Here is a 16,448-nt window from a genome sequence, read left to right on the forward strand (position 1 = left end):
TCTAATTTTTGTGTTGAACATTATTAGCGGTTTTGTTCTGGATTTATTTAGTTTATGAAATTTGTTTATTTATCAATTGTAACCCATTGGCCTTTATTTCTAACGAGATAATCATTATCATACATGGCTTCAGCTTGCGTTCCTGGTAAGTAGTAGCGACCGAGATAAGAGGCGTTTAACATTATATTAAATGTCATGGTGCCATATTTACCTTTCCGATCCATGTCAAAGTAAAAATTCACTCTATCATCTTTTATGTCTGTGTATCTTGCCTGACTAAGCGTTGTATCGCCAAAGTCTGTAAATCTTGTATTAACGATATCCCAACCAGAAGGAAATATTTGTGTTAATGCAACATCCTTTACTTTGCTACTTGTTTGATTTGTTATGCTAATTGTAGCAACAAAGTCTTGACCTTGCTGAAGTTTTCTAACATCAATTTTATTTCCATTTAAATCTTTATAAACCGTTGAAATTGAAAAACCACGTTGTTCAGCAATTTCTTCTCCAAGTTTTAATTTGCCAGAGTTAATAATCCTTGCATATATGACATTTTCCTTAGTGTTATTTATGCTAATACGGTTTTCGCCATCTACAATTGGTATATTTCGTTGTGCAACACCACTTTTGGCAGATATAGTTTCTGATTTACCATTGATTGTATAGGAAAGATTAAATTCTTTACCACCATTTTCCTTTATCATTTTACCCATGGCTAATAAACTATATGACGTTGTTTGGGTACTCATCCAATCTTTACTAGAAAGTGATTTTGCAATTTGTTTGGCTATATCATTTTTTTTAGAATTGTCTGTCAATAACATGGCTTCTAATGCCATTGCTCTATTTCTGTGTACAGAACCATAAGTGTAATAATTGTCTTTACTACTTTCAAAGTCTATGTTTGCTTCATTAGAAATACTTTCACTAGCTTCCTTTTGGCCAGCTAATGCATATGCAGCAGCTAAACGCCATTTAGCATCATTAGATAGGTCTTCAAATTCTCTCAGTCGATTCATCGATGCTAAGTCTGGACTACCCGCTAATGCTAAGGTATATAGTCGGTATGCTTGAGCTAAATCATTATTATACCTGTAACTTGGCCTCCAATTTCTAGATGCTTGTTTTTGATAGGCGATCCAATTACTTTTAAAAGTTAAGGGCAAAATGAATCCTTTGTTTTCTGCCTCAATCATAAAATGACCTGCATAACTTGTGCCCCAATCATTAGCAGAATTTTCACCAATCCAGTAGCTCATTCCACCACTTGGTTGTTGAAATTGACCTAATCTTTTTATACCGTTTTCTATATTATTTTGAACTTGTCTTCTCTTTTGGTCCGTTAAGTCAAAAATATCTGTTAGGTATAATTGAGGAAAAACACTAGATGTCGTCTGTTCTACACAGCCATGAGGATACCTAATGAGATAATTAAGACGCTTGGTAAAATCCATTGGTGGTAGTGTAGAGAATTCTACTGTAGCTGAATTTGTTCTGGGAACACCAAAAGTTTCAAATTTAATTTCAGTTGTGCCAATTCCTTTTAATTCTCTATCTACTAAACGGGATGTATATGGATTAGGGTTTTCTACATCAATTTCTACTTTATAAGTTGATTTTTCACCATTACCCGAAGCAATAACTTCTATAATATTAATCCCTTTGGCTTGAGTAACATCTAGCTCAAAATAGGCCATCTTTTCATCAGGCTTAGCGAAATTTAGAGTTTGGGTTTTATTACCTTTTATAGTAATGCCATCACTTAATTTTAGCTGAAGGTTTACAGTTTTAACTTTACTTTCCATTGCAAAAACAGTAACTGGAAGGGTAACTTTTTCGCCAGGACTTAATTTACGAGGAAGGGTTGCCAATACCATTAATGGCTTTTTAACTTTCACAGATTTTTCTGCACTACCATAAGCTTCTGAATTATTATTACCAGCAATTACCATTGCACGTACCGAACCTACATAATTTGGCATTTCGAGTTTATGTATTTTGGTTTTTCCTGCATCCAATAAAAAAGGACCTAAATAAGTAACTACAGGCTTAAAACGATTTGCTTTTTTGTTTTTGCCTTTTGTAGCACTACCATCACCTCCTATGGCAAACACTTGATCAATACTCCCAGAATATGCTCCAATAACATCATCAAAAATATCCCAAGTTTTCACCCCTAATGCCTCTCTAGAATAAAACCTATTCCAAGCATTAGGTGTTTTAAATCTAGTTAAATCAAGTAAGCCATCTTCTACCACAGCAATAGTATATGTCATGGCCTTGTTGTTTTTTTCAGAAACCTTTATCTCATAATTTTGTTCAGGTTTAATAACATTTGGCATGTTGATTTGAGGTTCCAATCTTGTTTCAGGATTTTCAACCATCATCGGGATTACACCGTATAGCCTAATAGGTAAGTCGTTAGAAGTAATAGCATGTGGTTGTAATAAAGAAATATTCACAAAAATATTTGGTGCCATTTCAGATGTTACCGGAATATCAATTGTGGTTTCACCTGGTTTTGTTTCTACCCATTGATGACTAATAACTTTAGTTCCATTTTCAATACTTATAAGTGCTCTACCCTCTGAACCAGAAGGAAAAGTAAGCTTTGCAATTTCACCAACATTGTAGTTCTTTTTGTCTGTTGAGAAGACCAACATTTTGGCGGCTTCTTTATCTGTTGAAGTAGAATTAGACCACCAGTTTTTATAAAAATATGCTGTTCTACCAGTTGCATGACCACTTGCAGGATCTAATATCCTTATAAGATATCTCCCTCTTTCATTTTCAGGGATTTTAAGTTTGAAACTGCCCTTACCTTTTTCATCAGTACTAATTTTAAACTCTTGAACAGGTCTATGGTAACTACTTGAAGCATAACTTGATAAATTATCATAAGAAGAATTCCACCACCATCGCCATTCTATTTTATAAACCTTAACTTCAAGATTGTTTCTAGATATTCCCTTTCCGTCAGCACTTACTGTTGCAACGTCAAAGGTGTGGTTTTCATCAGTAAAATAGGAGCCATAATAATTACCTTTTGGAGATTTTAAACCAACAAATGTTTCATAAGGTGCATATGGCATAGTAAATGCATCAAGAGAAAAATCACCACCATTTTCAAATGCTCTAACCAAAAATTGTGCATTTAACATGCCGGGAGCATTATTGCCAAGATTCAATTCTGTATCAATAGAAGCATTTCCTTCACTATCCAAATTACCTTCAAAAATGTTAGACTCTTCAGTATTGAAATTTCGTGTTGGGTCATTGAATATATAATTATTGAATCCTTTAAAAGCAGTGTTGGTACTGGTGAACTTGCCATTAATTTCAGCTTTTATATTTTTTGCTGGTGCGCCATGTAACCACGTTACATTCAACGTACCGTTTAATGGGTCTTCTTTTGATAAAATGTCATTCTCAAAGTCAACCTTTATTTTTAATCGATTAGGTTTAACAGTTTCAATTTTTAATACTTTAGAAAATGATGCGCCTCCAACTGAAATTTTTGCATTGTAGTTACCGGTTTTATAATCTGATGAGGTTGGCACCTTGAAATCGTAGAAATTATTGAGATTATCTTTTGACACTTTTCTGTAAACGAGTTTACCAACAGGGTCAGTTATCTCCAATTTTATAGGATGCCTTTTAGGTAATTTATTAGCCTTATCATTTAATATAAATGTTAGGAAAAGACTATCTCCTGGCCTCCAAACACCACGCTCTCCATATATGTATCCTTTTAAGCCACGCTGTAATTTATTTCCAGAGACATCAAATTTGCTTAGTGATAGTGAATTACCATCAAAAAGTTTGATATAACTTGTGCTATTTCCTTTTGATATTACAGCAAATGAGGCACGTTTTTTTGCTTCTATTTTCGTAATACCTTCACTGTTAGTCTGGCCCTCAACCAATTTTTGCTGTTGATAGTTATAAAGGGTAATATTTGCATTTGAAACAGGGTTTGTATTTAAAATATTGGTTACAGCAAAGAAGTAATTATTATCATTCCCTTGTTTGGCAATTACACCTAAGTCAGACCCAATAAGGTTTAAGGCAATAGAACGATTTTGATAATTAAAGTAAGAATCCGTACAAGGATTTTCCCTGTCTCGCCATCTATAATTAGAATTTCTGTAATTATAGTTTAGGTTATCCCAGTATTGCTCTTCAAGCAATTCCTCTTCTTCTGGTGTTAACTCTTGTGAGGTATAAACGTCCTCTTCATAATAGTCGTCATAATAATCGTCCTCATCAATTTCTGTTGTTTCTGAACTTGAAGTACAATCGTATAAAGAATAACTACGTTTAAAGCTGAGCTCAACTCTATAAATAGCACCAGGATCTGTTTGAAAATAGTTTGCTAGATCTAGGCTATAAGCCTTCCATTTTCCAGTGCTTTGTGCTTCATCTTGAATAAGTGTGATTGTTTCTTTGGCAATTCTACGACCAACTTGTTTTATAGAGTTTTCATAGTTGCTGTTCATATTATTTTCTTGAAGAAATTGCAGTACATTATCTTCAAAAATCTTTATAACCCTTACATCAATTTTACTTAGATTAACAGCTTCAAAATTTATTTTTAAATCTTTGGAATTAGGTAAAATGGAACCATTGCTAATAAGCCTTACTTGTGGTTTGAGTTCTTCAAAAGTTAATTGCCTTGAAAATGGATTCTTTAATTTAAAATCATCTGTATTTTTTATACCAGTAAATACATCAACTTGAATGTCGCCAACTAATTTTGTGTTGGGATATACTTTTAAAACGTTACCATTTACAACATACTTCGGGTTTTGAACACCTTGAATGTTTACTAATCCAGCAAAATTTTGTTGTCGTTTTAAAGGATCAGAAAAGTTAATTGACAAATATTGTTCAGGATTTTGAACAACTTCGGTTTCAACTACCGTAAAATTGTTTTTACCCGGAATGAGAATAGTGTTTCCCCCTTTGTTCTCAGCTTTAATTGCTTTACCATTCCATGAAACTGAAAGCTCACTGTCTTCAATGTTACGCTTAATGCTGTCAATCCTAAATTCAAAATATTTTGAGTACTCATCAATTTCATTCCAAATAAGTTTTAACTCATTTTTACTTTGAGAAACCTTTACCAAAGTTTTAGCATCATTTAATGAAATAACATCGGCAGACCTTATTTGACCAAGAATGTATTGCCATTCTTTACTATAAGATTGAAGGTTATTGGTAATTATATTGAAACTTGGTGTTATGGTTTTGAATTGAAAGGTATAGTCTTCAAACTCTTTTGGAATAGTATTATAAATCTTGGCAAGTTTTACCTTGACTGTATACTCTGTAGATGGTTCTAATGGTTCATCTGGTGTAAATATTATTGTATGATTATTTAAAGCTTGAAGTTTTCCTTGTACATAAGGTTGAAGCTCAATTAAATCAGTGTCTATCTCTTCATTAGTTTTCCATCCATCAACAGCTTCGGTTAGGCTTATTTTAACCGGTTCAATAACACTAACCAAACCTGATGTAGTATAACTTATATAATCCCTAAACTTAAATATATTATCGGTTTCTACGGGCTTTTTTTTGCACGAAATTGCTAGAGTCAAGAGGACTACAAAAGCGAAATACTTTTTGATCTGCATAGGGTTGATGGATTTAGAATGAAACTTCGACTTAAAAAGAGAGGTAGGTACTTTCTTGTTAATTAAGTACGCCTTGTTTTGAGCTTTTAGATTTTAAGCCGTTGTTAAATTGTTCTTAAAGTTAATTAACCCTTTACCTTAATCAAAGGAGTTTTATTGAGTAAAATAAAAATAAATGACTATTCATTTTCATAAATACCAATAGAAAGTTCACCTTTATCATTCATTTGAGCTCGGTACATACCTGCAGTATTAAACTCTGCCACCATATTACCGTTTTTGTCAAGAGCAACAATTCCTCCATCACCTCCAAGATTTTTAACTTTATCTAATACAATTTTCGCCGCTTCTTGGAGACTAAGACTTTTATATTCCATTAATGCAGAAATATCGTGTGCGACCTGTGCTCGAATAAAGTATTCTCCCCAACCAGTACTAGATACACCACAGGTTGCATTATTAGCGTAAGTTCCAGAACCTATAATAGGCGCATCTCCAATTCTACCATAGCGTTTGTTTGTCATTCCTCCAGTTGAAGTGCCTGCAGCAATATTTCCATTTTTGTCTAGTGCCACACATCCAACTGTACCAAATTTAGAATTCTTTATGTCCTCATCATAAAAATTAATAAACGCAGATTCCATATCTATATTTTCTTCTTTTTTGGCTTGCTTTTCTTTCACTCTATTAAGCCCTTTAAATCGTCTTTCTGTATAGAAATATTCAGGTTCAACAATAGTTAATCCTTGTTCTTTGGCAAATATTTCTGCGCCTTCCCCTGAAAGCATTACATGATCTGATTTTTCCATTACAGCTCTTGCTAGGTTAATAGGATTCCTAACGGTTTTTGTACCGGCTGATGCGCCTGCGTTTAAGTTGCTACCATCCATAATAGAAGCATCCAATTCGTTGGTTTCGGCATTTGTAAAAACAGCACCTTTACCTGCATTAAATAAAGGAGAATCTTCCATGACATTGATTGTTTTTTCTACAGCATCTAAACTACTACCTCCATTTTGTAGAATATCGTGACCAACTCTAATAGCCTTCTCTAGTATGGCCCTATATTCAGCTTCACGTTCAGGTGTCATATTCTTTTTCAAAATAGTGCCAGCACCTCCATGAATTATTATGGCAAATCCTGCCTTTTCACTATTGTTTGCAAGTGAAAGATTACTATTATTTATTGGTTCGTTTTTACAATTAAAAAAGACAATTAATGTAAGGAAATAAAGAATATATTTTTTCATGTTTTGAATTGGTTTTTCTAGTGCAATAAAGTTACATTTTTAAGTGGTTTGCTTCAAGTAAAACTGACAATTTATTAGTAACTTCGCGTTAAAATTTAATAATTCACAAAAACTAAGTCAATATGGAAGCAGTTGCTACCAATTTCGGAATAAATGATGCTTTAAAACAATTAGGTGTTAAAGCCATAAATGAAGGAACTTCAACAGGGTCTAACAATTTCTCAAATGGGCCATTAATAGAGTCCTATTCTCCAGTGGATGGAGCATTAATTGCTTCTGTAAAATCAACAACAAAAGAGGATTATGAGAAGGCCATGACTTCAGCCACAAAGGCTTTTAAATCTTGGCGATTAATGCCTGCACCACAGCGTGGTGAAATTGTACGGCAGTTTGGTGAAAAACTTAGAGAAAAAAAGGAGGCTTTAGGAAAGCTTGTATCTTATGAAATGGGTAAATCTTACCAAGAAGGATTAGGTGAGGTGCAGGAGATGATTGACATCTGTGATTTTGCCGTTGGATTGTCTAGACAGTTGCATGGGCTGACAATGCATTCAGAAAGACCTGGTCATAGAATGTATGAGCAATATCATCCATTAGGTATTGTTGGGATAATTTCTGCGTTTAATTTCCCAGTTGCTGTATGGTCATGGAATACAGCACTAGCATGGATCTGTGGCGATGTTTGTATTTGGAAACCAAGCGAAAAAACACCAATTTGTGGTATAGCCTGCCAAAATATAATAGCTGAAGTTTTAAAGGACAATGATTTGCCTGAAGGTATTTCTTGTTTAATCAATGGAGACTATAAGGTAGGTGAAATGATGACTAAAGATACACGTGTACCTTTAGTTTCTGCAACCGGTTCAACTCGAATGGGTAAAATTGTTGCAAAGAAAGTTGCTGGTAGATTAGGGAAATCATTATTAGAATTAGGAGGGAATAATGCTATCATTGTAACTCCAGATGCAGATATTAAGATGACTGTTATTGGTGCTGTTTTTGGAGCTGTTGGTACTTGTGGTCAACGCTGTACTAGTACTCGTCGCTTAATTATTCATGAATCTATATATGAACAGGTAAAGAATGCAGTTGCAGATGCATATAAACAATTACGAATTGGCAATCCATTAGATGAAAATAATCATGTTGGACCTTTGATTGACACTGATGCGGTAGAAATGTATAAACACGCTTTAGAAAAGGTGATTGACGAAGGTGGAAAAGTTGTTGTTGAAGGTGGCGTTTTATCGGGTGAAGGTTATGAATCTGGATGTTATGTAAAACCTGCAATTGCAGAAGCTCAAAATGATTTTGAAATTGTTCAACATGAAACATTTGCACCTGTTTTATATCTATTAAAATATACTGGTGATGTTGAAAACGCTATTGATATTCAAAATGGTGTTGCTCAGGGATTATCATCCGCAATTATGACTAATAATTTGAGAGAGGCTGAGCGTTTCTTGTCACATGCTGGTTCTGACTGTGGTATAGCCAATGTAAATATTGGTACTTCTGGCGCTGAAATTGGCGGAGCTTTTGGAGGAGAAAAGGAAACTGGTGGTGGCCGAGAGTCTGGCTCTGACGCTTGGAAGATCTACATGAGAAGACAGACTAATACAATAAACTATACCACAGAGCTACCACTTGCTCAAGGTATTAAGTTTGATTTATAGTATTTCTATTAAAAATTAAGTTACAAAGTCACATCCAAGGATGTGACTTTTTTATTGATATTGCCTCTTAAATATAAAGGTAACAGAGAGTTCTGTTAATTTTTGTATTTTAAACTATTGATACATAAATTGGTCATATTAATATGAAACAAAGACACGTACTTCATTTATATTGGCGAGCAGGTTTTGGATTAAAACCTAAAGAACTGCTTGAACTGTCTGAGCTAAGTAAGGAAAAGGTGGTTGGTAATTTGTTTAAAGAATCACAATCCGTAGTCCCATTAGAAAAAGACCTTTCATATTTAAAATCTTATCCGCAAAGTCTTTTAAAAAATAATAAGAGTAAGCGCAGAGAATTTGCAACTAGAAATAGAGAAGAAACGAAAATATTAAATACAATTTGGCTTAAGCGATTAGAAACAACACCTAGGGTATTAAGGGAGCGTATGACACTGTTTTGGGCCAATCATTTTGTATGCAAGGACGTAGCAACTAATCACATTTTAAAATATAATACCACATTAAGGACACATGCATTGGGTAATTTTGGGGATTTCGTAAAAGCAATTTCCAAGGAGGTATCAATGATTAAGTATTTAAACTTAAATCAAAACAAAAAAGATAGTCCAAATGAAAATTTCGCACGTGAACTATTAGAGCTATTCACTCTAGGTGAAGGGAATTATACTGAAAAGGATATTAAAGAGAGTGCTAGAGCATTTACAGGTTACCATTACAAATATGATGGGAGTTTCAGATATATAAAGGTGAGGCATGACAATGGGATAAAGAAATTTTTTGGAGAAGAAGGTAGATTTAATGGGGATGATATTATTGATATTATATTGAGTCAAAAGCAATGTGCAAGACATGTATGCGAAAAAATCTATGGTTACTTTGTTAATTCTGATATTAACCAGAATCATGTTGATAAAATGGTTGATGTTTTTTATGGCAACTATAATATCGAAAAACTTATGCGTTTCGTTTTTATGTCAGATTGGTTTTATGATGATGTAAATATTGGGACAAAGATAAAGTCACCAATTGACCTCATTGTTGGTATTCAGCGCACGGTTCCTGTCTATTTTACTAAAACCAACGAACTCTTTAGACTACAGAATTTATTAGATCAGTTTTTATTATTTCCGCCAAATGTTGCAGGATGGAAAGGTGGTAAGTATTGGATAACAACAAATAGTTTAATGTTGCGTATTAAATTACCTTCTATGATTTTAGAAAAAGAAAGTTATACCTACCAATATAGAGGCAATCTTAAAAACTTGAGAATAGTTTCTGTTAAGAATAAATATCAAGAAAAATTAACGGTATATGTTGATTGGAAGAGCTATAGAAAGAGTGTAAAAAAATTATCATTGAACACTCTTAAAGAGACATTAATATTATGCGATATAAATCGAGGTACAGAACGCTATATTTCCAGTTTCGGTAAACGACCAAGCAAAAAAAACTTAGTAAAATTAATGTCACTGCCTGAGTATCAAATGTGCTAGGCATAAACGAGATTAAGATGAAGAGAAGAAAATTTATTAAAAACAGTGCATTAGCAACGACCATGGCTTTTGTACCTAGCTTTTTAAAAGCTTTTGAAGGTGCGTTTCCAAATAAGTTTGGTCATAAAAATTTGGTTATAATACATCTTATGGGTGGAAATGATGGTTTAAACACTATTGTTCCTATAAACAATGATATTTACTATAATGCTCGTCCAAAAATCGCAATAAAAAAAAGTGATACCATTAAATTAAATTATGAAATAGGCTTTCATGAGAGTTTAGCCCCTTTAAAAAGATTATATGACGACGGATATTTGAGTATTATTAACAATGTTGGATATCCAAATCCGAGCCGTTCTCATTTTACTTCAACTGATATTTGGCATACTGCAAGTGATCACGAAAATATATTGGAGTCTGGTTGGATAGGCAGATATTTAGATAATTATGGAAGAAAGCCTTATAATGCTATTCAAATTGACGATGATTTAGCATTAGCCTTAAGAGGAGAAAGATTAAACGGTATTGCGACAAAGCAAGCCAAGCAACTTTATAGATCATTGCAAGAATCTGACTTCAATTCTATTTTATCTCATTATGACAATAGCCATTTAACAGAACATAATCTTGGATATTTGTATCAAACAATGATTGATGCAAAATCATCTGCGAGATACTTATATGAAAAGACATTAGATTCAAAACTTTCTGAGAGTTACCCTAAAAAATCAAGTCTGGCATCTCAGTTAAAAGTAGTTGGACAATTTATAAATTCTGGCATTGATACTAGCGTATATTACACCACATTAAACGGCTTTGATACACATGCTTTTCAGAACAATAAGCATGAGAATTTACTCAAGGTGTACGCAGAAGCTGTCGATGCTTTTGTTAAGGACTTAAAGCGGAACAACACTTTTAAAGATACCCTTATCCTTACATTTTCTGAATTTGGAAGACGTGTAGAACAAAATTACAGTGATGGTACAGACCATGGTGCAGCAAACAATATTTTTGTAATTGGTGAAAATCTAAAACGTGCGGGTTTTTATAATCAATTAGCCAATTTAAAAGATCTAGATGATAATGGAGATCTAAAATATGAAATTGATTTTAGAGAAGTTTATGCTACAATTTTGAATAATTGGTTGGAAGTTGATGATAGAAGAATACTCAATAAATCATTTAGCAAATTAAACTTTATTTAGGTAAAAAGTAAAAACCTTGCCTCAAAAAGGATAACATCCTATTGCTGCAAGGTTTATATAAATTGATTAATAGCAAGTCAAAGATGCACATAAATTTTATGTCTCAATAAAAATTATGATGAATGGCTAAAAAAAATGTATAACGTGTAATTTTAATGTTCGGACAATCGACAAGATGCAGAAAAGATAGTTAAAACCACAGCTTTCACCGATTAAATCAACTATACCTTACTTTTCTTAAAATTCTAATGGTCTCTTTATAGGATTTATAGAGTGTGTCACTATACTTTTTAATATATGGTTTTGCATACTCCAACTTAGGCAATGCATCTTCAAAACGGTTTAAGTAGCAAATAAGATAACTTGCCGCTAAGTTTTCAAGATCTATAATCTCATGATTTCCCAGAACCAATCCCTTTTCTAGTTTTTCTAAAATTGTATTGTTGGTATTATATATATGATGAAGAACTTTCCTATTGAATTGAGGTGGTTCAAAAATGAGGTTGGCATTTATAGTGTAATTGGCATTGTTATCAAAACTAATAGTTGTTTCTTCTAACTGATAATATTTAAACGAATTTTGAAGACCAAGCCTAACATATTCTACGATAGTGAATGAATGGTTGTCAAAAGTTATTGAGACTTCATCAAGTGCTGAATAAAATAAACGCACTTGTTCATTAATCAATTCAATATCTACTCTAGAAAAAAACACTTCTTCTTTAACTTGTTTTTTATCGCCAGACCAACACAAAACAAAGTACTCTTTAAAAACTTTGTACTGCGGTTCAAAATCTTTTCTTTTATTCAAAAAATCAAAAACACCATCTAAAGTTAATTCAATATTATTTTGGGCATGATTTTCAATAGCAGAAACAATCTTTGAGTTTACATCCTTTATTTCGATATCAAATACTTTAGGCATGCTCATACTTCCATCTCTAAAAAATACTGAACCACCATAATACTTCCAGATATTTTTTCTAAGCGACGTAATTTGGTCAATTGGCCGGATTGTAACTAACCCAACTACCTTATCATCTGGTAAATGTGGAAAAGGAATATTTTCGTATTGAACAATAGGTGGATTATCAAGATAGGCATTAATTAAGTTCTGAATTTTACTGTCGTCAAAAAAATCAGTACCAATAATTTTATTGTCTTCATCTTGTACCCCAATTACAATGTAAGAGTTGTTTCTTGGGTTGCTATTGGAGAGTGCACAGATATGTTTTAAAAATTTTGCCTTACCCTCTTTATAACTAATATCAACCTTTCTTTTTTTGTCGTAAAAACTATTCTCATCGTTATGAGCGAGAAGGTTTTTTATTAAAAGGCGTTTATTAATCATAAGGGTTTATTGCATGGCAATTATTGAGTTTTTTTCAACGTAACAGAATTTGCCTGAGCTGTCGGGAAAACTAGTACATCAGCAAGATTTACATGAGCCGGCCTAGTAACAGCAAAATGAATTATTTCTGCAATATCATCTGCTTGTAAAGCTTTGTATCCTTTGTAAACATTATCAGCTTGAGATCCGCCTTTAAATCTAACTTGTGAAAACTCTGTTTCAACCAAACCTGGATTAACGGCACTTACTTTAATTCCAAATGGATTAAGATCTATTCTCATACCCTCAGTTATTGCTAACACTGCATGTTTACTGGCACAGTACACATTACCTTTAGGATAGACTTCTTTCCCAGCTGAGGATCCAATATTAATAATGTGGCCAGATTGGCGCTCAGTCATACCAGGTATTATTGCCTTACTTACATATAGTAATCCTTTAACATTTATATCCATCATGGCATCCCAATCGTCAAGATTCCCAGTTTGTATTGGATCAAGACCATGCGCATTTCCTGCATTATTTATTAAGATGTCAACGGTTTTAAAATCGTCAGGTAAAGAAGAAATAGCTTCAAGCGTTTTTTCTCTACTTCGTACATCGAAATTTAATGTGTGTACATCAGTTTCTCTTGAAAGCGCCTTTTGAACGCTATCAAGTCTGTGCTGGCGCCTACCACAGAGTATTAAATTTATGCCATGTTTTGCGAAGACATGTGCTGTCGCACGTCCAATTCCACTGGTTGCGCCTGTAATTAATGCTGTCTTTTTCATATTTTTTATGGAACTTTATGCCCTTGACAGGCAACTAATATTAAAAACCAATCTTCTAACTCTAAGTTTATTTTCGTTGCTTCCATTGCTTGTCTAAGTCTGTCTTTATTGGTTGTACCAACAACTGGAATAATCCCGGCAGGATGTTTTAAGGTCCATGCCAATAAAAGTTGGTCTTCAGTAGCGTTATATTTATCTAGTAATTGACCAAGTTGTTTATGTATGCGTCTGGTTTGTTCATTATCCTCTCTAAACACCGAACCTAGAGGTGACCAGGCCATAGGTAGAATTCCGCAAGTTTTCATATAATCTAATGTTCCGTCATGCATTGCAGAATGCTCAGTTAATGAAAACTCTATTTGGTTAACATCAATATCCATTCTTAGGCCAACCATATCCATTTGAGATGCCGTAAAGTTTGAAACACCAAATTCTTTAATTTTCCCATTTTTTTTAAGAATGGTAATTGCTTCAGCAATTTCTTCGGCAACCATTAATGGACTTGGTCTATGCAATAACAACAAATCCAAATATTCCGTATTCAAATTTTTTAAGGATTCTTCAACAGACCAAATAATATAATCCTTACTGTAGTTGTAATGCTTAACCTTATTGTCGCGGTTTTCACATACGTATTGAATTCCACATTTAGAAATTAACTGAATATCTTCACGGACAATTCCTGAACTTTTTAGTGCATTACCGAAGTCGGTTTCTGTAGTATAGGCACCGTAAATGTCGGCATGGTCAAAGGTTGTGATGCCTTGAGAAATGCAATGTTGCATTAGTGCTCCCATTTCTTTTTTAGACATTTTCTTGCCCCAATTTCCCCAAGTCATTGTACCTGCAATTATTTTAGAATATTTCAATGGATATAAGATGTGTTAGTGAAACAATTTATTGAAGCATAAAAATAACGAAAACTTTATAATCCTTAAATCTGTGTTAAGCCTTTGTTTTACTAATATTTTTAACCAAATGTTAACAGCAACTAACAAATTATTTTAACACTTTGCATCTTCGAAAAATTTATTGTTAAATAGTTTCGATTTTAAACCCTTAAAACATGGAAGAAACGAGTACAATTGATATAAAATCAATTAACGAGAAGATTGAAAAAGAGAGTGCATTTGTAGATCTATTAACCTTTGAAATGAATAAGGTAATTGTAGGTCAAAAACATATGATAGAACGTTTGTTAATTGGGCTACTTGGTCAAGGACATATTCTACTTGAAGGTGTACCTGGATTGGCAAAAACATTGGCAATTAACACTCTATCTAAGGCAATAGATGCAAGCTTTAGTAGAATTCAGTTTACCCCAGACTTGTTACCTGCCGATGTTATAGGAACACTTATATACAACATAAAGGAAAACGACTTTTCAATAAAGAAAGGTCCAATTTTCGCAAATTTTGTTCTAGCAGATGAGATCAATAGAGCACCTGCAAAAGTACAATCGGCATTATTAGAAGCAATGCAGGAGAAGCAGGTTACCATTGGCGATGAAACTTTTATTTTGGAGAAACCGTTTTTAGTAATGGCAACTCAAAACCCTGTTGAGCAAGAAGGAACATATCCTTTACCAGAAGCTCAAGTTGACCGTTTTATGCTTAAAACGGTAATTGACTATCCAAAATTGGATGAAGAACAATTAATTGTTAGAGCTAATTTAAAAGGCACTTATGACAAAGTGAATCCAGTGGTTTCAACAAAACAAATTTTAAGTGCACAAGAAGCAGTAAGAGAGGTATATATGGATGAGAAGATTGAAAAATATATACTTGATATAATTTTTGCGACACGTTATCCAGAAAAATATAACCTAGAAGATTTAAAACCTCTAATTTCTTTTGGAGCATCACCGCGTGGTAGTATTAATTTAGCAACTGCAGCTAAATGTTACGCATTTATAAAGCGTAGAGGTTATGTGATTCCTGAAGATGTTCGTGCTGTGGTTCATGATGTTTTACGTCATAGAATTGGTATTACGTATGAAGCTGAGGCAGAAAATGTTACTTCAGAAGATATCATCAATAAAATTGTAAATGAAATCGAAGTGCCATAAATGAGTTCACAGTATTCAGTAAAAATGCATTGATATTGCAAATTATAAACTGAATTAAACTTACTGAAAACTGAGTCTGTAAACTGTAAACTGAGAAATGGATACTAAAGAACTTCTTAAAAAAGTACGAAAAATAGAGATTAAGACACGTCGTTTGTCTGATCATATATTTGGAGGGGAATATCATTCGACCTTTAAAGGAAGAGGTATGACTTTCTCTGAAGTACGACAGTATCAATTTGGGGATGATGTTAGAAATATTGATTGGAATGTCACAGCACGATATAATGAGCCTTTTGTAAAAGTATTTGAAGAAGAGCGTGAGCTTACCATGATGCTTATGGCAGATGTTTCAGCCAGTAAATTTTTCGGAACTAAAAATCAATTCAAGGACGAAATCGTTACGGAAATAGCAGCTACTCTTGCATTTTCAGCGACTCAAAATAATGACAAGATTGGCCTCATCTTATTTTCGGATGACATAGAATTGTATATACCACCAAAAAAAGGAAGGTCACATGTTTTAAGAATTATTCGTGAGTTAATTGAGTTTCATCCAAAAAGTAAAAACACCAATATTAGTCAGGCATTTAAGTTTTTATCTAATGTGATGAAAAAGAAAGCTATCGTATTTGTTTTGTCTGATTTTATTGCTGACGAATACAAGCACAATCTTAAAATATCAGCAGGTAAACACGATATTACTGGTATAAGAATATACGATAAACATGAGGAAACAATTCCTAATATAGGTATGGTACAGATGGAGGACGAAGAAACCGGAGAATTTCTATTAGTTAATACAGCCTCTAAAAAAGTGAGATCAAATTACGAGAAGTTTTATTTAGAAAAAGTCAATTACTTTAAAGATAGTTTTACAAAATCTGGAGCAGGTACAATTGACTGTAGAGTAGATGAGAGTTATGTAAAGAAACTCTTGGGATATTTTAAAAGAAGAGGATAAGTAAG

The 16,448-nt window shown here is 33.3% G+C and carries 10 protein-coding genes; 5 read left to right on the forward strand and 5 right to left on the reverse strand.

Annotated elements, in window-relative coordinates; translation table 11 throughout:
* Positions 1-65: 65 nt before the first annotated feature.
* Both LBV24_RS04915 and LBV24_RS04920 read right to left on the reverse strand, forming a co-directional pair.
* Complete coding sequence (locus LBV24_RS04915; RefSeq protein ID WP_224477475.1) at positions 66-5,636, reverse strand: Ig-like domain-containing alpha-2-macroglobulin family protein; 5,571 nt, start codon at positions 5,634-5,636, stop codon at positions 66-68.
* A 179-nt stretch (positions 5,637-5,815) separates the two neighbouring features.
* Entirely contained in the window at positions 5,816-6,886 is a 1,071-nt protein-coding gene (locus LBV24_RS04920) for an isoaspartyl peptidase/L-asparaginase family protein (protein WP_224477476.1), read from the reverse strand.
* A gap of 122 nt (positions 6,887-7,008) precedes the next feature.
* Here LBV24_RS04920 and amaB point away from each other — a divergent pair, with 122 nt between their 5' ends.
* The 3 genes from amaB to LBV24_RS04935 all read left to right on the forward strand — a co-directional run bounded on the left by amaB (position 7,009) and on the right by LBV24_RS04935 (position 11,287).
* Positions 7,009-8,562, forward strand: a complete 1,554-nt coding sequence (gene amaB / locus LBV24_RS04925) for an L-piperidine-6-carboxylate dehydrogenase (RefSeq protein ID WP_224477478.1) — start codon at positions 7,009-7,011, stop codon at positions 8,560-8,562.
* Positions 8,563-8,705: 143 nt separating this feature from the next.
* A complete protein-coding gene (locus tag LBV24_RS04930; protein ID WP_224477479.1) occupies positions 8,706-10,076 on the forward strand; it encodes a DUF1800 domain-containing protein in 1,371 nt (456 codons plus the stop codon).
* 17 nt (positions 10,077-10,093) lie between these two features.
* A complete protein-coding gene (locus tag LBV24_RS04935; protein WP_224477480.1) occupies positions 10,094-11,287 on the forward strand; it encodes a DUF1501 domain-containing protein in 1,194 nt (397 codons plus the stop codon).
* A gap of 217 nt (positions 11,288-11,504) precedes the next feature.
* Here LBV24_RS04935 and LBV24_RS04940 read toward each other — a convergent pair whose 3' ends face one another.
* The 3 genes from LBV24_RS04940 to LBV24_RS04950 are packed head-to-tail and all read right to left on the reverse strand — an operon-like array spanning position 11,505 to position 14,280.
* Positions 11,505-12,638 (reverse strand): ATP-binding protein, encoded by a 1,134-nt coding sequence (locus LBV24_RS04940; protein ID WP_224477481.1) that lies wholly within the window; start codon positions 12,636-12,638, stop codon positions 11,505-11,507.
* Between the two features lie 20 nt (positions 12,639-12,658).
* The gene (locus LBV24_RS04945) at positions 12,659-13,411 is read right to left on the reverse strand and encodes an SDR family NAD(P)-dependent oxidoreductase (protein WP_224477482.1); all 753 of its coding nucleotides are present in this window, start codon (positions 13,409-13,411) and stop codon (positions 12,659-12,661) included.
* A 5-nt stretch (positions 13,412-13,416) separates the two neighbouring features.
* Entirely contained in the window at positions 13,417-14,280 is an 864-nt protein-coding gene (locus tag LBV24_RS04950) for an aldo/keto reductase (RefSeq protein ID WP_224477483.1), read from the reverse strand.
* Between the two features lie 197 nt (positions 14,281-14,477).
* Here LBV24_RS04950 and LBV24_RS04955 point away from each other — a divergent pair, with 197 nt between their 5' ends.
* Both LBV24_RS04955 and LBV24_RS04960 read left to right on the forward strand, forming a co-directional pair.
* A complete protein-coding gene (locus tag LBV24_RS04955; RefSeq protein WP_224477484.1) occupies positions 14,478-15,479 on the forward strand; it encodes an AAA family ATPase in 1,002 nt (333 codons plus the stop codon).
* A gap of 97 nt (positions 15,480-15,576) precedes the next feature.
* Positions 15,577-16,443, forward strand: coding sequence for a DUF58 domain-containing protein (locus LBV24_RS04960; protein ID WP_114300536.1), 867 nt, complete (start codon positions 15,577-15,579; stop codon positions 16,441-16,443).
* Positions 16,444-16,448: the final 5 nt, after the last annotated feature.

It is taken from the genome of Winogradskyella vincentii, assembly GCF_020166345.1.
In the GTDB taxonomy this organism is placed as follows: domain Bacteria; phylum Bacteroidota; class Bacteroidia; order Flavobacteriales; family Flavobacteriaceae; genus Winogradskyella; species Winogradskyella vincentii.